We start from the raw sequence: 25,200 nt of genomic DNA on the forward strand, positions 1-25,200 counted from the left end.
TCAGTCTTCGTCGGCTTCTTCATGCGCCTGAAGATCGACAGGAGTCACGGGCTGAATCGTCGAAACCGCATGCTTGTAGGCCAACTGAACGTAGCCTTCGCGTTCCAGTAGCATGCAGAACAGGTCATATGCCGCCACGCGGCCCTGAAGCATGACGCCGTTGATCAGGAACATCGTCACCTGAACGCCGGCATTGCGGATGCTGGAGAGGAACACGTCCTGCAGCACGCGGGTCTTCTTGGAGCTTTCCGCACCATTCGAGAACTGGCGTGCGTCGATCGGCGTCGACGGCATGATCGTCGAAATCGCGTGCTTGTAGACGAGCTGCGACTGACCGTCGCGGCGGAGCAGGATCGAGAAGTTGTCGAACCACGTAACGATGCCCTGGAGCTTCACGCCCTTGACGAGGAACATGGTGACCGGGGTCTTGTTCTTGCGCAGGAGGTTCAGGAACTGGTCCTGAAGGTTCTGCCCCTTGCCTGCCGAGGTTCCGGCTGCAACGGGAACCGGCGCCTCAGGCGTTTCATCGCCGGGGGCCGGGGTGGGACGAGGACGCGCGGTGAGCGTGCGGCCAGCCATATCTTGCTCCTTTTTTTGGCGCCCCGCTTTTTGCGGGCCGCGATCTGGCCTCTTCCGGGGGGGTAGAGGCCGTTTTTGCGAATCGAAACCTATCGACTTGCTGCAATGCAGTAAACGCGAAAAATGTAGCAGTACAATGACACGATCGGAAAGGAATGGGAAATTCCGAGCTTGCCCCCTCTCCTCCCCCTATCAGTAGACCTGTCGCAAGCCCGTCACGATCAGATTTCGTCGTCCACCTCGCCCTCACCTTCGCCCTCGCGCCGCTCGGCCATGCCGAGGAGCTTCAGCTTGCGGTGAAGGGCCGAGCGCTCCATGCCGATGAATGAGGCGGTCTTGGAGATATTGCCCGAAAAGCGCCGGATTTGCAGCCGCAGATATTCCCGCTCAAAGCTCTCGCGAGCCTCGCGCAGCGGTGCGCTCATCATCACCGAGATGCCCGCCTCGCCGCCGGCCCGGTTGCTGAAGATTTCGGGCGGCAGCATGTCCACCTCGATCCGGGCAAGCTTCTCGCGCGGGGCCATGATGACTGTCCGCTCGACCACGTTGCGCAGCTGGCGGACGTTGCCCGGCCACTCGTAGGCCTGAAGCGCGGTCATGGCCTCGGCGCTCACTTGCGGCGGCGAAACGCCCTGCTCGTTGGCATAGCGCGCGAAGAAATGATCGATCAGCGAGGGAATGTCATCCCGGCGTTCGCGCAGCGCCGGGATCGACACCGGGACCACGTTGAGGCGGTAGAACAAGTCCTCACGGAACCGGCGCTCGACGATTTCCTTTTCGAGATCGCGCGAAGTGGAAGAAACCACACGCACGTCGACGCGGATCTGGCGGGTGCCGCCCACGCGCACGAAGGCCTGATCGGTCAGCACGCGCAGGATGCGTGCCTGTGTCGAAAGCGGCATATCCGCCACTTCATCGAAATAGAGCGTTCCGCCGTCGGCCATTTCCAGCAGGCCGGGGCGGATCAGCGAGCCCTCGCTCTCTTCGCCGAACAGTTCCTGTTCGAAGCGCTCGGGCGTGATGCGTGCCGAATTGACGCTGACGAAGGCGCTGTCCGCCCGCGCGCTCCAGGCGTGAAGCAGGCGTGCGGCCACTTCCTTGCCCGAACCGGCGGGGCCGGTGATCAGCAGGCGGCTGCCGGTGTTGGCGACCCGCTTGAGCGTCGCGCGCACCTGGTTGATCGAGCCGCTCGATCCGGTGAACTCCTCCCCCATGGTGAAGTCGGAACGGAGCTGGGCATTTTCGCGGCGCAGGCGCTCGGTCTCGGTGGCGCGGCCGACGAGGTGGAGCAGCTTCTCGGCTTCGAAGGGCTTCTCGATGAAGTCCACCGCGCCGCGGCTGATCGCGGCGACGGCCGTGTCGATGTTGCCGTGGCCCGAGAAAATAATGACCGGCAAGCCCGGTTCGCGCGCCTTGATCGCATCGAGCACTTCCAGACCGTCCATCGGGCTGCCGTGAAGCCAGACATCGAGCAGCACCAGCGACGGGCGGCGGGCGTCGATCGCGGCCAGTGCCGCTTCGCTGTCGCCGGCGGTGCGGCATTCATAGCCTTCGTCGCTCAGCACACCCGCGACCAGTTCGCGGATGTCGCGCTCGTCGTCGACGATCAGGATTTCGAGGGCCATGACACTATCTTCTTGGACTTGAATGGATGGGAATGCGGAAAGCGCGCTGAATTCATTCGGCGGCCTCCGCCTTGCGCGCCTGGGCCGTCGGATCGATGGCGAAGCGCATGGTTACCGTGGTGCCGCCGCCGGGGGTCGGCAGGAACTGCATTTCGCCGCCATGCTCCTCGATGATCTTGTTGACGATGGCGAGGCCGAGGCCGGTGCCCTTTTCGCGCGTGGTGACATAGGGTTCGATGATCCGCTCACGGTCCTGCGTGAGTCCGATGCCGTTGTCGGCCACGCGCACGAGGATCGCTTCGGGCAGTGCATCGACCCCGACGGCGATAGTTCCGTGATAGCCTTCCGGCGCATCCTTGGCCTTGGCCTCGATCGCCTCCACCGCGTTCTTGAGCACGTTGGTCATCGCCTGCCCGAACTGGTGGCGGTCGCAATCGATGCTGCCGATGTCGGGATCGCTGGTGAAGCGGAAGTTGATATCGGGCCGGGCCACTTCCTGAAGGAACAAAGCCTGCCGCGTCAGCGCGACCGGGTCCTCGTTGCGGAACACCGGCTTCGGCAGGCGCGCGAACGAGGAGAACTCGTCCACCATCTTGCGAAGCTCGCCCACCTGCCGGATGATCGTGCGGGTAAGGTCTTCGAACAGTTCGGGATCGTCGATGATCTGCTTGCGATAGCGGCGGCTGAGGCGCTCGGTCGCCAGCTGGATCGGGGTCAGCGGGTTCTTGATCTCATGCGCGATGCGGCGCGCCACGTCCGACCATGCAGCAGTGCGCTGGTCGAGCAATTGCCGCGTGATATCCTCGAACGTGAGCACGTGGCCGGTGGCATCGCGGGTCACCTTCACAGCGAAAGTCAGCAGATCGCCCTTGCGGTGATACTGGACGAGCCCGCCCGAACTGCTCTGGTCGATCAGCGCGGCGAACTGCGGCGCCAGATCGTCCAGCGGCAAGTCTTCGGGCGCCTGCGGAAGATCGGTCAGCAGCTTCAAGGCGGTGCTGTTCATCAGCAGGATCCGCCGTTGATTGTCGACCGAGATGATCCCCGAGGTCACCGATTCGAGCACGGCCTCGATAAACACGCGGCGTTCGTGAAGCTGGCGATTGGCCCCCAGCAGCGCCTGGGTCTGCTTCTCTAGCTGCGCCGTCATGCGGTTGAACGCGCGGTTGAGTAGGCCGATCTCGTCCGTACCGGTACGCCCTTCAAGCCGCAGCGCGAAGTTGCCGCTGCCCACGGTCCGCGCGGCGTCGACCAGTTCGTAGAGCGGCTTGACCTGCCGGTCCGCGAACCGCAGCGCGACCCACACCGCCAGCCCGACCAGCGCCAGCGAAGCGATGAACAGCGCGATGTTGAAGCGTAATTGCAACACCCGGGCGCGACTGGTCAGAACCTCGTAGGCCTGAACGATATTTTCCGCGTTCTCCGCGCGTTGGCCCTGACTCAGCGCCAGCAGGTCGTTGCTTCGGGCGGCATAGAGATAGACGCCGGATTGCCGCTCGATCGGCACGGCCGCGACGATCCGGTTTGCATCGGTGGTCACGACGTAGGGCTCGCCCTTCTGGAGCCGCTGCTGCACGTCCTGCCCGATCCGCTTGGAATCGGACTTTCCATCCGGATCGACAATGATTGGCGTGCGCTGGCTGCCGTCTCCGGCCACCTGGATCAGCGCGGCGACGGAAAGGTTCCGGCGGAACACCTGATCGGCGAAGAAGGCCTGAAATTCGCGGCTCGCGACCGGATATTCGCCCAGCATGACGCGCGTGTCCTGCGCCATCGCGACCGATTCGTAGCCTACGTCCCGCTGCGTCTGCTCGTAATAGCCACGTGCCAGCTTGTTGGCGTTTTCCAGCAGCCCCCGCGAGGAATCGGAGAACCAGAACTCGACGCCGGACTGGAACAGCCACGAGGCGAAGACCACCACCAGCAGCGTCGGCACCGCGGCGATCAGCGAGAAGATGAACACCATGCGGACGTGCATCTGCCCGGTGCCGCCAATGTGTTCTGCCGCGCGGCGCAGGGCGATGCGGCGCCCGAACAGCACGAGGATCGCCATGGCCGGAACCAGTGTTCCGATCAGCAGCGTGGCCGTGAGATTGGAAGGCAGCAGGGCGCGCTTGTCGTCCCCGTTGTCCAGCGCCATCCAGGTCGCCGCCGTCATGCCGAGCAGGAAGGCGAGGACCGAGACCACTTCCATCACGGCAAAGAAGTTCGCCCGGCGTGCCGCAATCTGGACACGCCGCCACCAACGCGGCCAAGCGCGCTTGCGGACCTTGATTTCGCTCATCGTGGCCAAGTTACAACGCTAGTGTTGCCGGTTTGCAAGAGCAAATCCATCAAGGCTGGATCATGAACGACGGGTGAATTCCTCAGGATCGAGCGCGAGTTCGCTGAGGCGCTTGCGCAAGGTGTTGCGATTTATGCCCAATGCCTGTGCCGCGCGCAGCTGGTTGCCGCCGGTTTCACGGAGCACTTCCGAGAACAGCGGACGCTCAAAAGCCGCCACGGCGGCTTCGTAGATCGTTCCGCTGGCGGGCCGCTCGGCCGCGAGCCAGCGCGACACGGCATCGGCGATTCCGTCGCCGCTGTCCGTGCCGCTCCAGTCGTCCGGTGCATGGCCGGAGCCATTGGCCGGGACAGCGCCTTCGGGCACGAGCAGGGCCTGCACGCTCTCGGTATCGATCAGGTCCTCACGCGCGAGCAGCGCGAGGCGGTAGATGAAGTTCTTCAGTTCGCGGACATTGCCGCGCCACGCCTGCCGCGCCAGCAATTGCGCCGCCTCCGGGCTGAGCTGGCGGCGCGGCAGCCCTTCCCCAGCGGCAAGCTGGAGAAAATGCCGGGCCAGCACATCGATGTCGTCCCGCCGCTCGCGCAGCGGCGGCATGTGGATCGGCACGACATTGAGGCGGTAATAGAGGTCCTCGCGGAAGCGCCCGGCGGCGATCTCGGGTTCGAGATCCTTGTTGGTGGCCGCCACGATGCGGACATCGAGCCGCACTTCCTCGCGCCCGCCCACGCGCCGTACGGTGCCCGACTGGAGCGCGCGCAGCAGCCGGGTCTGCGCCTGCATCGGCATGTCGCCGATCTCATCGAGAAACAGCGTACCGCCCGAAGCCTGCTCGAACTTGCCGACATGGCGCGCGACAGCGCCGGTGAAGGCGCCCTTTTCATGACCGAAAAGCTCGCTTTCAATGAGATCGGCAGGGATCGCGGCCGTATTGACCGCTATGAACGGCCCACCCCGGCGGTGCCCCAGATTATGGATCGCCTCGGCCACGAGTTCCTTGCCGGTTCCCGATTCGCCCAGGATCAGCACGGTCAGATCGTTGCGCAGCACCCGGGTAATCATCCGGAACACGGACTGCATGGCGACACTGCGGCCAACCAGCGGCAACCCGTCGCCCAGCGGCTCGTCGCCTGCGGGGGAAAGCCCCTTCCCCGCCCCCGCCGCCTGGCGGACCGTGCGCGCCAGTTCGTCGATGTCGAAGGGCTTCGGGAAGTATTCGAAGGCGCCGGTATCGCTCGCCCGCACGGCGGTATCGAGCGTGTTCTGTGCGGAGAGGATGATGATCGGCATCATCGGATGAGCATCGCGCACGCGGCCTATCGTCTCGATACCGTCGCCGTCAGGCAGCATGACATCGGTGACGAGCGCGTCGAAGCAGCCATCTTCCAGCATCTGGTCGCGCTCGGCGATGGTCTGGCAATGGACAACGGAGAACCCCTCCGCCTCAAGCGCAGCGGTAATGACGATGGCGATCGAGACGTCGTCCTCGACCAGCAGAACACTCATGGCGCGACCTTCCTCCTGCTTGCCCGCCCGCGCGTTTCGCGCGCCAGCGGCAGGTGCACGCGGAAATGCGTGAGCCCCGCCTCGTCGTCGCGCTCGTGCGTGATGCGCCCGTTCATGTCGCGAACGAGTTTGCGCACCAGCGGCAGGCCAAGCCCCTGTCCCGCCTTCTTGGTGGTGACGAAGGGCTCGAAGATATGATCGCGCATCGCCGCATCGACGCCGGGGCCGTTGTCGGTCACGCGCAGTTCGACGGGAAGCCGCACCGGCTCGCCCGAATCGGTGGTGTGAAGCTGAAGGCCGCTGGCAAACCGCGTGCGGATCACCACGCGCGGCTCCGCTTCGCCTTGGCAGGCCTCGCGCGCATTGGAAACGAGGTTGATGATCACCTGCACCAGCGCGTCTGAACTGCCGAGAACGGCAGGCAGCGAAGGATCGAATTCCTCGACGATGCGTACGGCCGTTGCCGTGTTTTTACGGGCCGTGCTTTCATGCGCCGTCGCGATCACGTCGATCGCGCGGCGCGCGGCCTCGTGCAGGTTGCAGGGTTCGACCGGCGGCGTGGTCCGGCGCGACAGCTTCTGCATGCGCTCGATCAGATTGGCGATGCGGTCGACTTCGGACGTAATCAGTTCGGTAAGCGCAATGTCCCGCTCACCCGCATGGCGCGAAAGCAGCTGCGCGGCACCGCGAATGGCCGCCAGCGGGTTCTTGATCTCATGCGCCATGATCTCGGGACCGCGCAGGACAGCATTGTCTGCACTTCCCGAATCGTCGCCCATGGCCTCGGTCGCGCTGTTGTCGTGGATCGTCAGCACCTGCCAGCCCGGCGTATCGGCAACCGGCGCGACGTTCACGTCGATCCGCCGCACGCCGCGTCCCCGGATCGAAACCGTGACTTCGCGCGCGGAAACCGGCGTCTCGTAATCGTCGAGCCGCTCCAGCAGACGCCCGTCAGGCACCGTCATCACATCGCGCAGCGGACTACCGGTAAGACGCCGCAGCGACTGGCCGAAAAACTGCTCCGCCGCCGGATTGAGCGACGCGATCCTGAGGCCGGGTTCAAGCACGACAACGGCGAGCGGCAGGCTGGCCATGAGCCGCCCGACATCCGGTCGTGCATTGACCGGCGCGAGGTTCATGCGGCCTGGCGTTGCAGGACGTTCGCCTCGCGCGGCTCATCCCGGAATGGCGCATAGAATTCGGCCAGCATGGCCAGAACCACGTCGGGATCGTCAACAAAGTTCACGCGGTTGCGGAACTCGGCCGATCCCTTGATGCCCTTTACGTACCAACCAAGATGCTTGCGCGCCATCTTCACGCCGGTTTCGCGGCCGTAGTGGGAGAGCATCTCTTCGTAATGTTCGCGGATGATCTCGTACTGCGCGCCGAAGCCGGGCTCCGCAAGCAGGCCGTTGCCGCGCCACCACTGCATGACCTGCGCAAGAGCCCAGGGCTTGCCATAGGCACCGCGCCCGATCATCAGGCCGTCCGCGCCGGATTGCTCCAGCGCCGTGGCGGCATCGCCGATCTCGCAGATGTCGCCATTGACGATGACAGGGATCGAAACCGCGTCCTTCACCTTGCGCACGAAGCTCCAGTCGGCAGAGCCCTTGTACATCTGGTTGCGGGTGCGGCCGTGCACGGTAATCATCTTCGCGCCCAGATCCTCGGCAATGCGTGCGAGCTCCGGGGCGTTCAGGCTGTCATGACACCAGCCCATGCGCATCTTGACGGTGACAGGCACTTTCACGGCCTTGACCGTGGCCTCGATCAGGTGCCTCGCCAGCGGCACGTCGCGCATCAGTGCCGAGCCGGCATCGCCGTTGACGACCTTGCGCACCGGGCAGCCCATGTTGATGTCGATAATGGCCGCGCCGCGATCTTCGACCAGCTTGGCCGCCTCGCCCATCTGTTCCGGATCGCAACCGACAAGCTGCATCGAAACCGGGTCTTCTACCGGATCCCACATCGCCTTCTGAAGCGAAACGCGAGTCTCACGGATGGCAGCCGGGCTGGCAATCATCTCGGTGACATTGAGGCCCGAACCGAAGCTACGGACCATGCGCCGGAACGGCAGGTCCGAAACCCCCGTCATCGGCGCGAGCACGACCGGGCAGTCGATCCTTACCGGTCCGACCTCGATCGGCGTGACCGCCGGTGGCGTGGGAAGTTCGTTCATAAGCGAGCTCGAAATTGCCTTAAAAATGTCACGTGCCCTGAAAACGCAGCGTGCCTAAAAAACAGGCAGCGCATAGTGGATTGCCCTCACGACGGCAAGCGATTACCGGCGAGCACAATGTCGCACGACCAGACAATTCCGCACCAGCGAACTGAAGACGGGCAAAAGGTGGCAGCGATCGTCGTTGCCGCCGGTCAGGGCCTCCGGGCCGGGCAGCCTTTGCCCAAGCAGTTCGCGCTCTGGCGCGGCAAGCCGGTGCTTCGCCATTCGGTCGAGGCGCTCAGCGGCGCAGGCGTTGCGCCGATCATGGTGGCTATCCCCGAAGGCGCCGATGCGCTGGTTCGCGAAATTCTCGCCGGGATCAAGGACATCCAGCTAACCACGGGTGGTGCCTCGCGGCAGGAATCGGTGCGACTCGGCCTTGAAGTTCTGGCGGGTTCCGCGCCCGACCTCGTGCTCATCCACGACGCCGCCCGTCCGATCCTGCCCGCTGCCGTCATCGACCGGCTGACCGCCGCCCTCGGGCATCATGACGGTGCGATCCCGGTCTTGCCGGTGGTCGACAGCCTTGCCCACGCCGAATGCGGCGATAGCGGCGAAACGATGGGCGCCCCGGCCCGCCGCGAAGCCTTGCGGCGGGTGCAGACCCCTCAGGCCTTCCGATTCGCCGGGATCCTCGCCGCCCACCGGGCGTGGGAAGGCGCCGCCACCGCCGGGGACGATGCTCAGGTAGCACAGGCGGGCGGTCTCGAAATCGCGCTCGTCGAAGGAGACGAAGCCTTGCACAAGCTGACTTTCGCCGCCGACTTCACCCCTTCCACGCCGCCGATCCGCGTCGGCACAGGCTACGACGTCCACCGCCTCGAAGCGGGCGAGGAACTCTGGCTCTGCGGCGTGAAGATCGACCATACGCACGGCCTCTCCGGCCACAGCGACGCGGACGTGGCCATCCATGCTCTCGTCGATGCGCTGCTGGGCGCAATCGGCGCGGGTGACATCGGCCAGCACTTCCCGCCGAGCGATCCGCAATGGAAAGGCGCCGCGTCCGACCGCTTCCTGGCGCATGCCGGAAAGCTGGTGGGCGAGGCCGGCTACATGCTGGCCAATGCCGACGTGACGATCATCTGCGAGGCGCCCAAGATCGGCCCGCACCGGCAGGCCATGCGCGCAAGACTCGCGGAAATCCTCGGCGCAGACATCGCCGCGATCAGCGTCAAGGCAACCACTACCGAGAAACTGGGTTTCACCGGACGAGCCGAAGGCATTGCCGCACAGGCGGCGATCAGCCTCGTCCGGATCTAGGAGCGCTCAACATGGCCCATCGCAAGATCCTGTCGCTCACTGCGGCCCTGCTCGCGCCCGTCATGGCGCTGGTGCCCGGCATGGCGCAGGCCGCCGAAGCGACCTGCCTGACCCGCGGCGAGGCGCAGGCGCTGTTCAGCTACGCGCTGCCGCAAGTCATATCGGGCACGTCCAAGCGCTGCCAGCAAGTGCTGCCCGCCAATGCCTATCTGCGCACACATAGTGACGAGCTGGTGGCCCGCTACGCCTCGCAAAAGGGCCGCTACTGGCCCGAAGCCAAGGCCGCCTTCCTCAAGCTCGGCGAAGGCCAGAGCGCGGACGTAGCCAAGTTCGCACGCAACCTGCCTGACGATTCGCTGCGCCCGCTCGTCGACATCACTGTCGAAGGGCTGGTCTCGCAGAACCTTCCGCTCAAATCATGCGACCGCATCGATCTCGCGATCGACCTGCTGTCGCCCCTGCCGCCCGAGAACACTGCCGGACTGATCGCCCTGATCGTCGAAGCCACCGCCAAGGCCCGGGACATTGCCCCCGCCGATGTCGGGGACAAGGCCAGGATCGCCGGGCTGACCCTTTGCAAGGACTGACATGCCGAACATCATCCTCTTCCCGCAGGATCTCTACGACCTCGCGGAGCGCGTGATTACCGAGAACAAGGCGATCGGGCGCAAGGTCGCCGTGGCGGAAAGCTGCACCGGCGGGCTCGTCTGCGCCGCGCTCACCGAAGTGCCGGGCTCGTCCGCGGTGCTCGATCGCGGGTTCATCACGTATTCGAACGAGGCCAAGCAGGAACAGCTCGGCGTGCCCGCCGACATCATCGACACGTTGGGCGCGGTCTCCCCGGCGACGGCCTGGGCGATGGCCCAAGGTGCAATCACCCACAGCCGTGCCGACGTCGCCGTCGCGATCAGTGGTATCGCCGGGCCTGATGGCGGCAGCGAGTTCAAGCCGGTCGGCACCGTGGTCTTCGCCCGTGCGGAGCGCGGTGAGGAAGATGTGAATGCGGAGCAAAAGCAGCTCGATGGCACCGGCCGCGCCGAAATCCGGCATCAGGCCGCGCTCATCGCGCTCGAACTGCTGCTGCCGGGCAGCGAGTGACTGCAAAACCGGGTTAGGTGATCCCAAGCTACGCCTTGGGTCACTTTAGGTGCCGCTGGGAAAATTGACCGAAACTGGGCGGCCGCAGGCTGCTCAGCTGGTCTGCGGTTCCCCGTAGAGATCGTGCGCCCGCGCTTCGAAGGCGGCCACCATCTTGCGGAAAGCCTTGTCGAAATACTGCCCGGCCAGCTTCTCGAACAGGGCGTTGCGGAAGCTGAAGCGCACGTCGAACTCCACGTCGCAGCTATGCGCGTCGACCGGATGGAAGGTCCAGCAGTTGTCGAGGTCCTTCATCGGGCCATCGACATAGTGGACTTTGATCTCGCGCGGACGAACCTTCTCGACGCGTGAGGTGAACTTCTCCCGCAGTGCCTTGAAGCCCACCAACATGTCCGCGATCATCTCGGTCCCGGTATCGGACTTGACGCGCGTGGCCACCACCCAGGGCAGGAATTCCTGATAACGACCCACGTCGGCGACGAGGTCGAACATCTGTTCGGCGCTATAAGGCAGCCGGTAGACTTCGTGAATTCCGGGCACGGTCAGGCCTTGGTCGTCGCTGCTTTGGAGGTACGGAGCATCAACGGGCCGCTCCGGCCCCGGATGCGGCCTTCGCCAGCTTGGCCTCGCGCGCGGCGCGCATTTCGGCGAAGTCCTTGCCCGCATGGTAGCTCGAACGCGTCAACGGCGAGGATGCAACCTGCAGGAAGCCCTTGGCGCGGGCGATGGCGCCATAGGCATCAAACGCCTTGGGCGTGACGAATTCCTTGACCTCCGCATGCTTCGGCGTCGGGCGCAGGTACTGGCCCATGGTCAGGAAATCGATGTCGGCGCAGCGCATGTCATCCATCACCTGATGAACTTCCAAACGCTCTTCACCGAGGCCCAGCATCACGCCGGACTTGGTGAAGATCAGCGGGTTATGCGCCTTCACCTCTTCCAGCAAACGCAGCGAGGCATAGTAACGCGCACCCGGGCGAATGGTCGGATAGAGCCGGGGCACGGTTTCCAGATTGTGGTTGTAGACGTCCGGACCCGCGGCCACGATCGCCTCGACCGCGCGGCGCATCTTGCCCCGGAAATCGGGCGTCAGAATCTCGATGGTCGTGTTGGGCGTCGCGGCGCGCAGGGCCTGAATCACCTTCACGAACTGGTTGGCGCCGCCATCGGGAAGATCGTCGCGATCGACCGAGGTGATGACGATGTGCTCAAGGCCCGTCTTCACGGCCAGTTCGGCCACATGCTCGGGCTCAAGCGGATCGACGCGGCCGGGCATGCCGGTCTTCACATTGCAGAACGCACAGGCGCGCGTGCAGGTGTCGCCCAGAATCATCACCGTGGCGTGCTTCTTGGTCCAGCACTCGCCGATGTTCGGACATGCCGCCTCTTCGCAAACCGTATTAAGCTTGAGATCGCGCATGAGCTGGCGAGTTTCGCCATATTCCTTGCTGGTCGGCGCCTTGACGCGGATCCAGTCGGGCTTGCGCTGACGTTCAGGCTTCTGCTCGGGGCTCGGCACGGAGGAGAGGTCGTTCATGGGGCCCAGATAGTCGCAAGCTTGCCGGCTTGCCAGTGCGAATATCCGCTCTATGGGTTGCGTGCGCATCAATGGAGGACCCGATGACCGTTTCACCCACAGAATCAAACGCTCCAGAAAACCGCGTCCTCGACAACCTGATCGCCGGATATCGCCGCTTCCGCGACTCGGGCTGGACCCCGCATCGCGAGCGTTGGGCCCGCCTCAGCGAAGGCCAGCAGCCGGAAATCATGATCGTCGCCTGTTCGGACAGCCGCGTGGATCCCTCGCAGATCTTCGACGTCGATCCCGGTGAAATCTTCGTGGTCCGCAATGTCGCTGCGCTGGTGCCGCCCTTCGAGACCAATCCCGGCCATCACGGCGTCTCCGCCGCGCTCGAATTTGCGGTGCAGGTGCTGAAGGTGAAGGAAATCGTCGTCATGGGCCACGGCATGTGCGGCGGCTGCAAGGCGGCCCTCACACAGGAACTGCGTGGAACCGAGCCGGGTGAAGGCGGATTCATCGCCGACTGGATATCCATGCTCGACGACGCCCGCGCCCCGGTCGCGGCCGAGTTCGGCATCACGGGCCGCCCGGCCGAGCGCGAGATGGAACAGGCCGCGGTGCGCGTCAGCCTCGACAACCTGATGACCTTCCCTTGCGTGCGCCACAAGGTAAAGAACGGCGAACTCAAGCTGCGCGGCACGTTCTTCGCGATTTCCGATGGCGAACTGCACCTGATGGACGACGACACCGGAAAGTTCGCACCGGTTCGCTGACGATCGCCCACCCGGCGAACAATCGACAGCAAACGAAAAGGGAGGCGGGGATAACCCGCCGCCCTTTCATTTTGCACCGCAACCGCCGGATCAGGCAGCCGGGCGTGCACCCTTGCCGGCAGCATAGGCCGACCACAGCTTGGCGATCGACGAACGCTTGTCGGTAACCTTGGCAAGGGTCGCCTGCGCTTCAGCGTTCTTGCCCTGCATCGCCTGCGCCATGCCGAGGCGCAGATTGGCTTTGTTGGCATCGACGCCGGGCTTGGCGAGCGCGGCCTTGAAGAGTTCTTCGGCCTTGTCGTACTGGCTGTAGCTGAGGAACACGTCCGCAGCGGTCATCACCTGCGCGGCAGTGGCGCCGGGCTTCAGGGCATCACGCTCGGTTGCGGGCAGCGAAGCCTTGTCGGCAGGAACGCGCGAGGCGCTGTTGGCGCGGTCCGCACCCACTTCAGCCTGGGTCAGCAGGCCCTTGGCAAGGCCCTGGTCCATGACCTTGAGCGCTTCACCCGGATAGGCGCGCGGATCGGCATCTTCGAGGTATTCGAAGTAGTCGCGCTTGTCCTTCATGCCGCCGCTGATGAACATCAGGCGCATGAGGTCAAGGTTGTCCGACTTGTCGAACGAGCCCAACTGGCGCACGATCGAGGTCGAAATATTCCACGTCTCGTCGCGCGGATAATACTGCACCAGCAGCCCGGCATATTCGGCCGAAGCATCAAGCTGCTTGGCGTTGTAAGCCTGCTGGAGAACGCTGCGCAGCGAAGATTCGCTGGGCGCGACGCCCTTGGCGCGGGCCGCGTCGATGTCGGCCTTGGCCATCGCCATCGCGGCTTCGGGGTTGTTGCCGCGCTTGTAGGATTCCGCCAGAATCATGTCGAGCTGGCCCTGCGGATCCTGATAGCCGGCGTCCTTGGCCTGCTTCAGGTACGTCGCCGCATTGGCGTAGTCCTTGAGGTTGAAAGCGTTGACGCCCGCGTCGAAGTAGGTCGAACCGGCCGAAGTCGCCGGGATCTTGCCGCTCGCGATCATCATCTGCACGCCGCTCTGCTTGAACGCGAGGTCCTGCGCGAGCACGCCATAGGTGCGGATCAGCTGACCAAGCGCAAGCTTGTCGTCAGGCGTCGTCGCGCTGGGAATGGCGGCTTCCATCGCAGCCTTGCCGTTGCCGCCGAGCGCGGTGTCGATGCTCGACTTGGCGGCCGGGAAAGCATCCGGACCTGCGCCCTGCGGAAGCGCCGCAGTTGCCGCGTTGACGGCCTTTTCAATGGGACCGGCAGCCTTGATGAAGGCATCCGAGTACTTGGCCGCGTCTGCCTTCTTGGCGTCCTTGGCGGACGCCGCAGCCGGCACCATGGCAACCGCCATGCCGCCACTCAGGGCCACGGCGAGGGCAATTCGGGAAATCAGGAACTTGCGAGCCATCAAGGCCAACTCCTCAACAAGACACATACGGTCGCGCCGCGAACAGCGGCACCGCATAAAGCGCCGCGCCGGTTTGGCGTCGAAATGGTCGCTTGGCAACCTCGGCGCCCGATTAGATGTACGCCGCTTAACGCTGATTGAATGCGTTTCGTCGCAAGCTTTCCGGGTTTGCAGCGCGCCGGTTTGCTCCGCACACTCCATAAGTGTGGAAAAAGGAACGCTTGACCCCCTCGCCCAGCGCGTTCCGGTGGCTTTCGCCTTACGCATGCCCTAGGGCGATCCATCATCCCTTGTCCCGCAGCAACGAACGATCCAGCGCGTGAGCGACGACACCGACATTCCAGAGCAGAACGGTCCCGGACACCCCGGTCCCGAAGGCGAATACACCCGCATCGACATCGTCGATGAGATGAAGACGAGCTATCTCGATTACGCGATGAGCGTGATCGTGAGCCGCGCGCTTCCGGACGTGCGCGACGGCCTCAAGCCCGTGCACCGCCGCATTCTCTATAGCTGCCACGAAGCAGGCTATGTTGCCGGGCGTCCTTACCGCAAGTCGAGCCGCATCGTCGGTGACGTCATGGGTAAGTATCACCCGCATGGTGACAGCGCGATCTACGACGCGCTGGCGCGCATGACGCAGCCGTGGTCGCTCCGCGTTCCGCTGATCGACGGCCAAGGCAACTTCGGTTCGATGGACCCCGATCCGCCGGCCGCCATGCGTTACACCGAAGCGCGTCTCGACAAGGTGTCGAACGAGCTTCTGGCCGATATCGAAAAGGCCACGGTCGACTTCGCGGACAACTACGACGGTTCCGAAAGCGAGCCGACCGTGTTGCCGGCGCGTTTCCCGAACCTGCTGATCAATGGCGCCGGCGGTATCGCCGTCGGCATGGCCACAAACATTCCGCCGCACAACCTCGGCGAAGTGATCGATGGCTGCCTTGCCATGATCGACAATCCGGCGGTCACGATCGAGGAACTGATCCAGATCATCCCGGGGCCGGACTTCCCGACCGCGCCTCTGATCCTCGGCCAGGGCGGTGCGCGCAATGCGTACCTCACTGGTCGCGGCTCGATCATCATGCGCTGCCGCCATGAGATCGAGGAAGGCCGCGGCGATCGCCGCTCGATCGTGCTGACCTCGATTCCCTATCAGGTGGGCAAGGCCGGCCTCGTCGAGAAGATCGCCGAAGCCGCCAAGGACAAGCGGATCGACGGCGTTGCGGACATCCGCGACGAATCGAACCGCGAAGGCATGCGCGTCGTCATCGACCTCAAGCGCGATGCCACGCCGGAAGTCGTGCTCAACCAGCTCTGGCGCAACACCCCGGCGCAGTCGAACTTCGCGGCCAACATGCTGGCCATCAAGAACGGCCGCCCCGAAGTCCTCAACCTGCGCGATATCATCCAGGCCTTCATCCAGTTCCGTGAGGAGGTCATCACCCGCCGCACCAAGTTCGAACTGAACAAGGCGCGTGACCGGGCGCATATCTTGCTGGGCCTCGTCGTCGCGGTTTCGAACCTCGACGAAGTGGTGAAGATCATCCGCAGCGCGCCGAATCCGGCAGAGGCACGGTCCCGCCTACTGACGCGCGAATGGCCGATCGGCGATATCGCGCCCTATATCCGCCTCGTCGAGGCGATCGAGCCCAGCGCCGAGCAGGATGGCGGATCCTACCGCCTGTCCGAGATCCAGGTGAAGGCGATCCTCGACTTGCGCCTGCACCGCCTGACGGCGCTGGGCCGCGACGAGATCGGCGACGAGCTCAAGGAACTGGCCACCGCGATCGAGGAATACCTCTCGATCCTCGCCGACCGCGTGAAGCTTTACGGCGTCATGCGCGGCGAACTGGTCGCCGTGCGCGAACTCTATGCCACTTCGCGCGTGTCGGTGCTGACCGGCGCTGCCGAGGGCATCGAGGACGAGGACCTGATCGAGCGCGAGGACATGGTCGTTACCGTGACCATGGACGGCTATATCAAGCGCACCCCGCTCTCGACCTTCCGCGCTCAGAACCGTGGCGGCAAGGGCCGCGCCGGCATGGCGACGAAGGACGAGGACGTGGTGACGACGATGTTCGTCACGTCCACGCACAACCCGGTGCTGTTCTTCTCGACCGCCGGCAAAGTCTATCGCCTCAAGGTCTACAAGCTGCCTGAAGGCGGCCCGACCACGCGTGGCCGCCCGATCGTCAACCTCCTGCCCGCACTGGACAAGGACGAGACGATCCAGACCGTTCTCGCCCTCCCCGAAGACGAGAAGGAGTGGAGCAAGCTCTCGGTCGTCTTCGCGACGGCCAAGGGCAATGTGCGCCGCAACTCGATGGACGCCTTCGCGAACATCCCGTCGAACGGCAAGTTCGCGATGAAGTTCGAGCCCGATGCGGACGGCACGCCCAACGACGATCGTCTGATCGGCGTGGCCTTGCTCTCGCACTCGGACGACGTTCTGCTGGCAAGCCGTCAGGGCAAGGCCATCCGCTTCGCCGGCGATCTGGTGCGCGAATTCGCAAGCCGTACGTCCACGGGCGTGAAGGCCATGACGCTGAAGGACGATGACGAGGTCATCTCGCTCTCGATCCTGCACCGCGTCGGCGTGCAGGACCAGGAAGAGCGCGAGGCTTACCTCCGCTTCGCACCCTGGAAGGGCGAGAAGGAAGGCGAAAGCTCGCTCGACGCCGAGCGTTTCGACTACCTTGTCGAAAAGGAGCAGTTCATCCTCACGGTCTGCGCCAACGGTTACGGCAAGCTGTCCTCGGCCTACGAGTACCGTCGCACCGGCCGTGGCGGTCAGGGCATCACCAATATCGACAACATCGCCCGCAACGGTCCGGTTGTCGCCAGCTTCCCGGCGACTCGTGCCGACCAGCTCATGCTGGTTACCGATCAGGCCAAGCTGATCCGCCTGCCGCTCGATTCGCTCCGCGTAATCGGTCGCGGCTCGGCCGGCGTGCGCCTGTTCAACGTCTCCGGCGATGAGCATGTGGTGAGCGCGGTGCGTCTCGACGAGGCCGATGAGGATGTCGTCGAAGGCGAAGGCACCGAAATCGAAGCCGGCGCATCCGATGCACCGGAAACTCCGGACGAGACGCCGGAAACCGAAGCGTGAGCGACTCGATCGCCTACAAGATCCTGACCGGCGAGCAGCTCCAGCAGCTGCTCGCCGAAGGGGTTTTCACCGGCGCACCGATCGACAAGGCCGACGGTTACATTCACATGTCCACTGCCGCGCAGGCTCAGGAAACGCTGGAAAAGCACTTTTCCGGCCAGACCGGCCTCGCCCTTGCCGCCGTTGATCTGAATGTGCTCGGCGATGCGGTGAAGTGGGAAGTCTCGCGCGGCGGCGCACTTTTTCCGCATATCTACGCAGATCTGCCGTTGTCGGCCGTCGTTGCGCACGCTCCTGTCACTTATGCCGAGGACGGCAAGCTGCTCTTTCCGGCCTGAATTTTCGGCCTGAAACGCCGAAGGCTGCGCGGATGCGCACTCACCGGGGATGACCTTGCCCTTCCCCATCGCGCCGCAAAGGTCTAGGCGCAACCGCCATGACTTATGACGTTCACATCATCGGCGGCGGCCTGGCTGGCAGCGAAGCCGCCTGGCAGCTTGCCCGTCGCGGCTTCAAGGTTCGCCTCTCGGAAATGCGCGGCGCGTCCGCGGACAAGGGCGGCGAAAGAAGCCCGGCCCATCAGGGCGATGGCCTGGCCGAACTGGTCTGCTCCAATTCCTTCCGCTCCGACGACGACGAGAAGAATGCGGTCGGCCTGCTCCACCACGAGATGCGCCGCTGCGATTCGCTGATCATGGCGGCGGCGGCCAAGGCGCAGGTTCCCGCCGGTTCCGCGCTCGCAGTCGACCGCGACGCCTTCTCGGCCGAAGTGGAATCGCGGCTTGCCGCCCTGCCCAACCTCGACGTCGTGCGCGAACGGATCGACGTGCTGCCGCAAGCAGGCACCACGATCGTCGCCACCGGCCCGCTGACCGCCGAATCGCTGGCCCACAGCATCGGCGCGGCGACCGGAGCCGACAGCCTGGCCTTCTTCGACGCCATTGCCCCCATCGTCTATCGCGAGTCGATCGACATGGATGTGTGCTGGATGGCCTCGCGCTGGGACAAGCCTTCGAAATTGGGCGGCGAGACCAAGGACTACATCAACTGCCCGATGAACAAGGAGCAGTACCTTGCCTTCCATCAGGCACTTCTCGATGGCGAGAAAACGGCCTTCAAGGAATGGGAAGCGAATACGCCCTACTTCGATGGCTGCATGCCGATCGAAGTCATGGCCGAACGCGGCGTTGAAACACTGCGTTTCGGGCCGATGAAGCCGGTCGGGCTGGACAATCCGCACTGGGCCACGCCTGAACACCCGAATGGCCGCTGGGCCTATGCCGTCGTCCAGCTGCGGCAGGACAACAAGCTAGGCACGCTGTGGAACATGGTCGGCTTCCAGACCAAGCTGAAGCATGCCGAGCAGGTGCGCCTGTTCCGCACGATTCCGGGCCTTGAGAACGCCGAATTCGCACGTCTCGGCGGCCTGCATCGCAACACTTTCATCAATTCGCCGGTCCTGCTCGACCGCCAGCTGCGCCTGAAGACCGCGCCGCACGTGCGCTTCGCGGGCCAGATCACCGGTTGCGAAGGCTATGTCGAAAGCGCGGCGGTCGGCCTGATGGCCGGCCTGATGACGGCGACCGAACTGACGGGTCGCGAATGGCAGGCCCCGCCACGCACGACCGCGCTCGGCGCCCTGCTCTCGCACATCACCGGCGATGCCGAAGCCGAGCATTATCAGCCGATGAACGTCAACTTCGGCCTCTTCCCGCCGCTCCATGACGTGAAGAAGAAGCAGCGCAAGGAAGCCTATACCGAGCGCGCCAAGGAAGAGATCGCCCCCTGGCTGGCAGACCTGACGCCCGCATAACTCAGGGTTTGCACGAACACTTCGGTTTCGGCTTGGGAGGGGGCGGCGCGGTCGCGCGGAATTCGTCCGGGGTCAGGATCTCGTCGTGGTTGGCATCGGCACGGTCGAACTTGTCGATCGTCGCCAAGGCCCATTCCTCGAAAGTCAGCAGATTGTTGCCGTCCTTGTCGAGCTTGCGGAATGCCGCGGTACGGGTCGACGACATTTCCTGACGGCTGATCTTGCCGTTGCGGTTGAAATCGTAACGCGCGAAGCGGCGCTGCTCCCGGGTGAGCGGCGTCGCTTCGGGCAGTTCCGGACCCGCCAGATTTTCAAGATCGGCACTGGGAATGTCGGTCGGATGAGGCTGCGGCTTGGCCGCGACCGGAGGCGGCGCCGCCTTTTCCACTTCGGCACGCCCTTGCCACCAGAACAGTCCCAGCGACAGCAGCAGTAGCACCGTCTCGCCGCCGAGGATGAAGCGCTGCATCGCAATCTCCCTGAAATTGCGCGACTTATCCACTCGGCTTCGCGCCTCAGGGAAATTACATGTCTGTTATCGCTGCAAATTCAGCGACCGAGCAGGCCGATCCGCATGGCCTTGAGCACGGTTCGCGCCGAGCCTTGCCCGCCGCTCATCATGTTCTCGCGCGCCAGCCCTTCCAGCACCGCAAGCGGCCTGAGCGCGCGTGACACCCGCGCGGGTCGCTCCTGTTCGGCCTGGGCGAGACGGCGCACGACCACGCTTTCGCCCGGATGGTTCAGCTTCGTCGCGAGGTCGGCCAGTGCCCAGCGCCGTCCGAGAGTTCGTGCGGCCTCAGCCTCCCCCTCATGGCCCAGTGCATGAGCAAGGCCCGCAAAGGCAGCGGCGCGGCCATCGACCATCTCTTCCAGCGCAGAGGGAGCCAGCGGCGCTTCCCCGGTCAGCGCTTCCCAACCGTCGACAAGCGCCACGAGAGCCGTATGCGCGCCATTCCAGCTTCGAAGCGCGGCCAGCAAGGGCTCGCCCTCCGGCCATTCGCTGGCATCGCGCGCCAGCGTCTCGCGCCACCAGGCGAGACGGATCTGCGCCATCATAGGTTCTCGCGAGTGCCGAAGCAGGCCCGCAAGCCGCTGATCGAGCGCCAGCAACGCCAGCGTCGGCAACCTTGCGCGCGACGGCGCATAGGCCAGCGCAAGCCGCATGGTCTGCGGCAATGCGGGAAGGAGCAGGTCTTCGGGACGACTTTCGGGGGCGGATAGCTCGGACACGAGGCCTCTCTAGCCCCCATGGTCTGCCGCGCAAGCCCGTAACGTAAAACGGCGGCGAAGCCTTCGCTTCGCCGCCGTCTTACTTGTCAGCGCTTACGCCAAATCGGCACCAGGGCCTTAACGATAGCAGACCTTGCGCACTGCCTCGACGATGCGCGGCGTGTCGATCAGCGCGAGCTTTTCGAGGTTCGCCGCGTAAGGCAGCGGCACGTCCTCGTTGCAGACGCGGACCACCGGGGCATCGAGGTCGTCGAAGCCGTCCTCCATGCAGATCGCCGAGATTTCCGAAGCGATCGAGCAGACCGGGAAACCTTCTTCGGCAACCACGATGCGGTTGGTCTTCGCAAGGCTGGCCAGCACCGTTTCCTTGTCGAGCGGGCGCAGGGTGCGCAGGTCGATGACTTCGGCATCGATGCCCTCGCCAGCCAGCTGCTCGGCGGCTTCGAGCGCGAGGCCGACGCCGATCGAGTAAGACACGATGGTCACGTCCTTGCCTTCACGCATGATGCGCGCCTTGCCGATCGGCAGGACGTGATCGTCGAGTTCGGGCAGTTCGAACGTGCGACCGTAGATCAGCTCGTTCTCAAGGAAAACGACCGGATCTTCGCTACGGATGGCTGCCTTGAGCAGGCCCTTGGCGTCCGAAGCGTCGTAAGGCGCGATCACGATCAGGCCGGGGACGTTGGCATACCACGGACCGTAGTTCTGCGAGTGCTGCGCACCCACGCGCGAGGCCGCACCGTTCGGACCGCGGAACACGATGGGGCAACGCATCTGGCCGCCCGACATGTAGTTGGTCTTGGCCGCCGAGTTGATGATGTGGTCGATCGCCTGCATGGCGAAGTTGAACGTCATGAACTCGATGATCGGACGCAGGCCGCCCATGGCGGCGCCGGTGCCGATGCCGGCAAAGCCGTATTCGGTGATCGGCGTGTCGATCACGCGGCGCGGGCCGAATTCTTCAAGCAGCCCCTGGGTCACCTTGTAGGCGCCCTGGTACTCGGCCACTTCCTCACCCATCACGAAGATGCGGTCGTCGCGGCGCATTTCCTCGGCCATGGCGTCGCGCAGAGCTTCACGAACGGTCGAGGTCTTCATGTTGGTGCCGAAGGGGATCTCGGGATCCTTCTTCGCAGCGACCGGAGCCGGCGCCGAAGCGGCAGCAGCGGGCGCGGCTTCGGCTGCGGGGGCAGCCTCTGCCTTCGGAGCGGGGGCGGAAACCGCCGAAGCGTCCTCGCCCTCGCCAGCGAGAACGGCAATCACGGTGCCGACCTTCACACCCTCGGTACCTTCGGGCACGAGGATCTTGCCGATGGTGCCTTCATCGATGGATTCGAATTCCATCGTGGCCTTGTCGGTCTCGATTTCGGCGAGGATGTCACCCGAAGTGACTTCGTCGCCTTCCTTCACCAGCCAGCGGGCAAGCTTGCCCTCTTCCATCGTCGGAGAGAGCGCCGGCATCTTGAGTTCGATCGCCATCAGTAGCGCTCCACCAGGACGTCAGTATAGAGTTCAGCAGCTTCGGGTTCGGGCGAATTTTCGGCAAAGTCGGCCGATTCCGCCACGGCAGCGCGGACGCGCTTGTCGATTTCCTTGAGCGCGGCTTCGTCCACGCCCAGGGCCAGCAGCTCGGTCTTCGCGTGGTCGATCGGGTCGCGCTTCTCACGCACGTCCTGCACTTCCTCGCGGCTGCGATACTTCGCCGGGTCCGACATCGAGTGGCCACGATAGCGGTAGGTATTCAGCTCCATGAGCACCGGGCCATTGCCCGCACGCACGTATTCGAGCGCCACTTCGGCTGCCTTGCGGACTTCGAGCACGTCCATGCCGTCGACCTGCATGCCGGGAATCCGGAACGCGGTGCCGCGACGATAGAAATGCGTCTCGGCCGAGCCGCGCTTCACGGCGGTGCCCATGGCATAGCCGTTGTTCTCGATCACGAAGATGATCGGGAGCTTCCAGAGAGCCGCCATGTTGAAGCTCTCGTAGACCTGGCCCTGGTTGGCCGCGCCGTCGCCGAAGTAGGCCATCGCGACGCCGCCGTCTTCACGGTACTTGTGCGCGAAAGCGAGGCCCGCGCCGAGCGAGACCTGCGCACCGACAATGCCGTGTCCGCCGTAGAACTTATGGTCCACGCTAAACATGTGCATCGAGCCGCCCTTGCCGCGCGAGATGCCGGCCGCACGGCCGGTCAGCTCGGCCATGATCAGCTTGGGATCGATGCCGTAGGCAAGCATATGGCCATGATCGCGATAACCGGTGATGACCGAGTCGCGGTTGGAATCGAGCGCGGACTGAAGGCCCACGGCAACGGCTTCCTGGCCGATGTAGAGATGGCAGAAACCGCCGATCAGGCCGAGGCCGTAAAGCTGGCCCGCCTTTTCCTCGAAGCGGCGAATGAGCAACATCTGCTCATAGAAGTGGAGCAGTTCTTCCTTGCTGGGCGTGTAGCGCTTGTCGGCTTCCAGTGATTCCTGGAGGCTGTGCAGCGCAAAGTCTTCGTCCTGTGCCGGTACTGCGGCTGGCTCGGCGCCGGACCCGGCGTCACTCTTGGCTTTGGGCAACGGGACTCCCCATCGTTGGTGCGATTGATTTCTCGCCGCTTATAGGACGCCGCGCGGAAATCGAAAGCACGATGACGGAAATTTGCCGTATTCAGCACAAAAATTATGGCAAATGGAAATGTTGCATCGCAGCATGGAAATCGAGCCGGGCCAATACCTAAGCCCGAAAACCGACGGAAAGTCAGCGCTTGATCAGCATGACCATTTCGTCAGGGCGCGCGACATTCAGATTGGCACGCAGAAGTTCGCCGGCAAGATCCGGATCAACCTTGCGCGAATCCAGCAGGGCCACGCGGTTTTTGAGGTGATCGCGCTGGCTTTCAAGCTCGGCCAGCTTCTCTCGCCGTTGCTCCAGCAGCCGCTGGTTTTCACCCCACGCCAGCACGCCGCTGGGCCCCGCAATAGCGAAGCCGCCCATGAGCAGCAGCAAGGCCAGGGCAGAACCCTGTACCAAACGCTCCTTCGCAAGGTTGGTGTCGTGACGCATGGCCCTCATGCCGTGATAGAATCACAAGTGATTCCGCGTTGCAAGTACGAATATTACGCGATTCGCACTCTTTAGCGACAGGTCCAGAGGGATCATTGCACCGCAAAACCGTCGATATAAGTGTTGATAACTCTTATCCGGATCCAAACCCTGCGCGCCTAGCGCGATCGGTCATCGCATTGCCGACTGCGGAGCGGACGGCGGAACATTACCGATAGCCTTGTTGATCGCAGCGAGACGGGTGCGCAGGCGGGCGTCACTGTCGTCGAGTTCGCGCGTTGCCGCCAGAACCGCGCGGCGAGCGTCGATCACCGGAAGGTAGTTGACCTGCCCCCCTTTGTATCGCGCCTCCACCAGTTCGGCATTGGCGCGCGCATGTTCTAGGCGCTGGGACAGGCGCTCGCGCGCTTGCCAGTCGGCCGTGTAGCCGGTGAGCGCATCGTCAATCTCCTGCCACGCCTTGAGTACCGCAACCTGGAAGTTCACCGCTGCCGCGCGCTGCTCCAGCTTGCGCAACTCCACTGTCGCGCGGCGGCGGCCGCCGTCGAATATCGGCAGGCTGAGGCTCGGGCCGATCTGCCAGGTGCGGCTCGCCCAATCGAACAGGTTCTGCGAACGGTAGCTTTCCAGGCCGAAACCACCGCCCAGCGTAATGGTGGGATAGAGATCGGCGGTCGCGACGCCGATCTGCGCCGTCGCCGCATGGAGCTTGGCCTCCGCCGCGCGCACGTCCGGCCGGCGCAGCGCCACTTCGGACGGCAGGCCCAGCGACAGGTCGGGCAGTGCGGGAGGCACCGGCCCCATCGCGGCCGGTTTCAATTCGTCCCGCAGCGTTCCCGGCTGAACGCCCAGAGCCAGCGCGATGCGGTTGGCCTGCACAGCCGCCTCCGCCTGAAGCGCGGGCAGATTCGCCTCCGACGCGCGCAAGCTGGCCTGATCGCTCTCGATCGCGGTGTGATCGTTCATCCCGCCATCGACGCGGGCACCGACCAGCCCCACGCGGTCCTTGAGCAGGGCGATATCCTCCCCGGCAACCGCGCCTTGCGCCTGCGCGCTGCGCATCGCGAAATAGGCCTGTGCCACTTCGGCGGTGACCGAGAGCCGCGTCAAATCGAGCAGCGCCCCCTGCCCGGCGACATTGGCATCGGCCGCTTCGACCGAGCGGCGAACCTTGCCCCACAGGTCGATCTCCCAACCTGCATCGAAACCGCCCTGAAAGAGCGTAAATGGCCGGGCGAGGTACTGGGCAAGCTGATTGCGATTGTCTCCCGCCAGTATGTCAAAGAGGCGGGTCGATGCGCCGTATTCGCTCATCCGTTCGCGCGTGACGCTGGCGCTTCCGTTGACTTGTGGCAGCCCCTCGGAAGCGACCTCACCGCGCTGGGCGCGGGCTTGAGCAAAATGGAGCGCTGCCGTCCGTAGATCGGGACTGGCGGCAAGCGCGCGGCGTTCGAGATCGTTCAGCACGGGATCGCCAAGCAGGGTCCACCACTCGGCCGGCATGGCCTGCGCGCCGGCAGGGATGGCCACCACATCGCCGGTTCCACTGCGCCATTGTGACCAGTCGTTCGGAGCCTCTGCTACGGGCGCCTTGAAGTTGGGCCCGACCGTGCAGCCGGACGCGCCAAGGCTGATCGCCAGCACGGCCGCGAGCGGGAGACAGGCGTTGATCCGGGCACGAGACATGGCAGGATATCCTCGCAT

22 protein-coding genes are annotated in these 25,200 nt (G+C 64.5%); 7 read left to right on the plus strand and 15 right to left on the minus strand.

Translation table 11 applies throughout. The annotated features are described in order from the left end of the window. The 6 genes from hfq to dusB form a co-directional block, all read right to left on the minus strand. Complete coding sequence (gene hfq, locus AC1VVK_RS01940) at positions 1-579, minus strand: RNA chaperone Hfq (RefSeq protein ID WP_132385407.1); 579 nt, start codon at positions 577-579, stop codon at positions 1-3. Positions 580-800: 221 nt separating this feature from the next. After that, positions 801-2,204 carry a nitrogen assimilation response regulator NtrX gene (gene ntrX, locus AC1VVK_RS01945; RefSeq protein ID WP_482904158.1) on the minus strand — a complete coding sequence of 468 codons (1,404 nt, stop codon included), beginning with the start codon at positions 2,202-2,204 and terminating at the stop codon, positions 801-803. A 52-nt stretch (positions 2,205-2,256) separates the two neighbouring features. After that, complete coding sequence (locus AC1VVK_RS01950) at positions 2,257-4,488, minus strand: sensor histidine kinase (protein WP_482904159.1); 2,232 nt, start codon at positions 4,486-4,488, stop codon at positions 2,257-2,259. Positions 4,489-4,548: 60 nt separating this feature from the next. After that, complete coding sequence (locus AC1VVK_RS01955) at positions 4,549-5,994, minus strand: sigma 54-interacting transcriptional regulator (RefSeq protein ID WP_482904160.1); 1,446 nt, start codon at positions 5,992-5,994, stop codon at positions 4,549-4,551. Further along, positions 5,991-7,133: a two-component system sensor histidine kinase NtrB gene (locus AC1VVK_RS01960; protein ID WP_482904161.1), complete on the minus strand. Its 1,143-nt coding sequence runs from the start codon at positions 7,131-7,133 to the stop codon at positions 5,991-5,993. Before AC1VVK_RS01960 ends, AC1VVK_RS01955 begins: the two co-directional genes overlap by 4 nt. Continuing rightward, positions 7,130-8,173 carry a tRNA dihydrouridine synthase DusB gene (gene dusB / locus AC1VVK_RS01965; RefSeq protein WP_482904162.1) on the minus strand — a complete coding sequence of 348 codons (1,044 nt, stop codon included), beginning with the start codon at positions 8,171-8,173 and terminating at the stop codon, positions 7,130-7,132. The genes AC1VVK_RS01960 and dusB overlap by 4 nt, the downstream gene beginning before the upstream one ends. A 117-nt stretch (positions 8,174-8,290) precedes the next feature. On the opposite strand from dusB, the gene AC1VVK_RS01970 reads away from it, so the two are divergent. Genes AC1VVK_RS01970 through AC1VVK_RS01980 form a run of 3 tightly spaced genes read left to right on the plus strand, consistent with a single transcriptional unit; the run spans position 8,291 to position 10,573 of the window. After that, on the plus strand, positions 8,291-9,475 hold the full coding sequence (locus AC1VVK_RS01970) for a bifunctional 2-C-methyl-D-erythritol 4-phosphate cytidylyltransferase/2-C-methyl-D-erythritol 2,4-cyclodiphosphate synthase (protein ID WP_482904163.1): 1,185 nt from the start codon (positions 8,291-8,293) through the stop codon (positions 9,473-9,475). Between the two features lie 11 nt (positions 9,476-9,486). After that, a complete protein-coding gene (locus AC1VVK_RS01975) occupies positions 9,487-10,062 on the plus strand; it encodes a hypothetical protein (protein ID WP_482904164.1) in 576 nt (191 codons plus the stop codon). Position 10,063: 1 nt separating this feature from the next. Further along, positions 10,064-10,573 carry a CinA family protein gene (locus AC1VVK_RS01980; protein WP_482904165.1) on the plus strand — a complete coding sequence of 170 codons (510 nt, stop codon included), beginning with the start codon at positions 10,064-10,066 and terminating at the stop codon, positions 10,571-10,573. A gap of 93 nt (positions 10,574-10,666) precedes the next feature. On the opposite strand, the gene AC1VVK_RS01985 is transcribed toward AC1VVK_RS01980, so the two are convergent. Together AC1VVK_RS01985 and lipA are read right to left on the minus strand one after the other, a co-directional pair. Further along, the gene (locus AC1VVK_RS01985) at positions 10,667-11,113 is read right to left on the minus strand and encodes a type II toxin-antitoxin system RatA family toxin (protein ID WP_132385415.1); all 447 of its coding nucleotides are present in this window, start codon (positions 11,111-11,113) and stop codon (positions 10,667-10,669) included. 40 nt (positions 11,114-11,153) lie between these two features. Beyond that, complete coding sequence (gene lipA / locus AC1VVK_RS01990; protein WP_482905098.1) at positions 11,154-12,110, minus strand: lipoyl synthase; 957 nt, start codon at positions 12,108-12,110, stop codon at positions 11,154-11,156. Positions 12,111-12,193: 83 nt separating this feature from the next. On the opposite strand from lipA, the gene AC1VVK_RS01995 reads away from it, so the two are divergent. Continuing rightward, positions 12,194-12,868: a carbonic anhydrase gene (locus tag AC1VVK_RS01995; protein ID WP_132385416.1), complete on the plus strand. Its 675-nt coding sequence runs from the start codon at positions 12,194-12,196 to the stop codon at positions 12,866-12,868. 90 nt (positions 12,869-12,958) lie between these two features. Here the strand turns inward: AC1VVK_RS01995 and AC1VVK_RS02000 are convergent, their stop codons facing one another. Next, complete coding sequence (locus AC1VVK_RS02000; protein ID WP_132385417.1) at positions 12,959-14,290, minus strand: hypothetical protein; 1,332 nt, start codon at positions 14,288-14,290, stop codon at positions 12,959-12,961. A 319-nt stretch (positions 14,291-14,609) separates the two neighbouring features. Between AC1VVK_RS02000 and gyrA the strand changes: the two genes are divergently transcribed. From gyrA to trmFO, 3 genes are all read left to right on the plus strand, one after another. After that, on the plus strand, positions 14,610-17,402 hold the full coding sequence (gyrA, locus tag AC1VVK_RS02005) for a DNA gyrase subunit A (RefSeq protein ID WP_482904166.1): 2,793 nt from the start codon (positions 14,610-14,612) through the stop codon (positions 17,400-17,402). After that, positions 17,399-17,740 (plus strand): DUF952 domain-containing protein, encoded by a 342-nt coding sequence (locus AC1VVK_RS02010; protein WP_482904167.1) that lies wholly within the window; start codon positions 17,399-17,401, stop codon positions 17,738-17,740. The genes gyrA and AC1VVK_RS02010 overlap by 4 nt, the downstream gene beginning before the upstream one ends. 98 nt (positions 17,741-17,838) lie before the next feature. Beyond that, a complete protein-coding gene (gene trmFO, locus AC1VVK_RS02015; RefSeq protein WP_482904168.1) occupies positions 17,839-19,215 on the plus strand; it encodes a methylenetetrahydrofolate--tRNA-(uracil(54)-C(5))-methyltransferase (FADH(2)-oxidizing) TrmFO in 1,377 nt (458 codons plus the stop codon). 1 nt (position 19,216) lies between these two features. On the opposite strand, the gene AC1VVK_RS02020 is transcribed toward trmFO, so the two are convergent. The 6 genes from AC1VVK_RS02020 to AC1VVK_RS02045 form a co-directional block, all read right to left on the minus strand. After that, positions 19,217-19,684 carry an EF-hand domain-containing protein gene (locus tag AC1VVK_RS02020; RefSeq protein WP_482904169.1) on the minus strand — a complete coding sequence of 156 codons (468 nt, stop codon included), beginning with the start codon at positions 19,682-19,684 and terminating at the stop codon, positions 19,217-19,219. 80 nt (positions 19,685-19,764) lie between these two features. Beyond that, positions 19,765-20,445, minus strand: coding sequence for a hypothetical protein (locus AC1VVK_RS02025; RefSeq protein ID WP_482904170.1), 681 nt, complete (start codon positions 20,443-20,445; stop codon positions 19,765-19,767). Between the two features lie 117 nt (positions 20,446-20,562). Continuing rightward, positions 20,563-21,924 (minus strand): pyruvate dehydrogenase complex E1 component subunit beta, encoded by a 1,362-nt coding sequence (locus AC1VVK_RS02030; RefSeq protein WP_132385423.1) that lies wholly within the window; start codon positions 21,922-21,924, stop codon positions 20,563-20,565. Continuing rightward, entirely contained in the window at positions 21,924-23,009 is a 1,086-nt protein-coding gene (gene pdhA, locus AC1VVK_RS02035; RefSeq protein ID WP_482904171.1) for a pyruvate dehydrogenase (acetyl-transferring) E1 component subunit alpha, read from the minus strand. Before pdhA ends, AC1VVK_RS02030 begins: the two co-directional genes overlap by 1 nt. Before the next feature lie 181 nt (positions 23,010-23,190). Next, positions 23,191-23,505 carry an FtsB family cell division protein gene (locus AC1VVK_RS02040; protein WP_132385425.1) on the minus strand — a complete coding sequence of 105 codons (315 nt, stop codon included), beginning with the start codon at positions 23,503-23,505 and terminating at the stop codon, positions 23,191-23,193. A gap of 162 nt (positions 23,506-23,667) precedes the next feature. Next, complete coding sequence (locus tag AC1VVK_RS02045) at positions 23,668-25,182, minus strand: efflux transporter outer membrane subunit (protein WP_482904172.1); 1,515 nt, start codon at positions 25,180-25,182, stop codon at positions 23,668-23,670. Positions 25,183-25,200: the final 18 nt, after the last annotated feature.

It is taken from the genome of Novosphingobium sp. BL-S-32 (assembly GCF_056857055.1).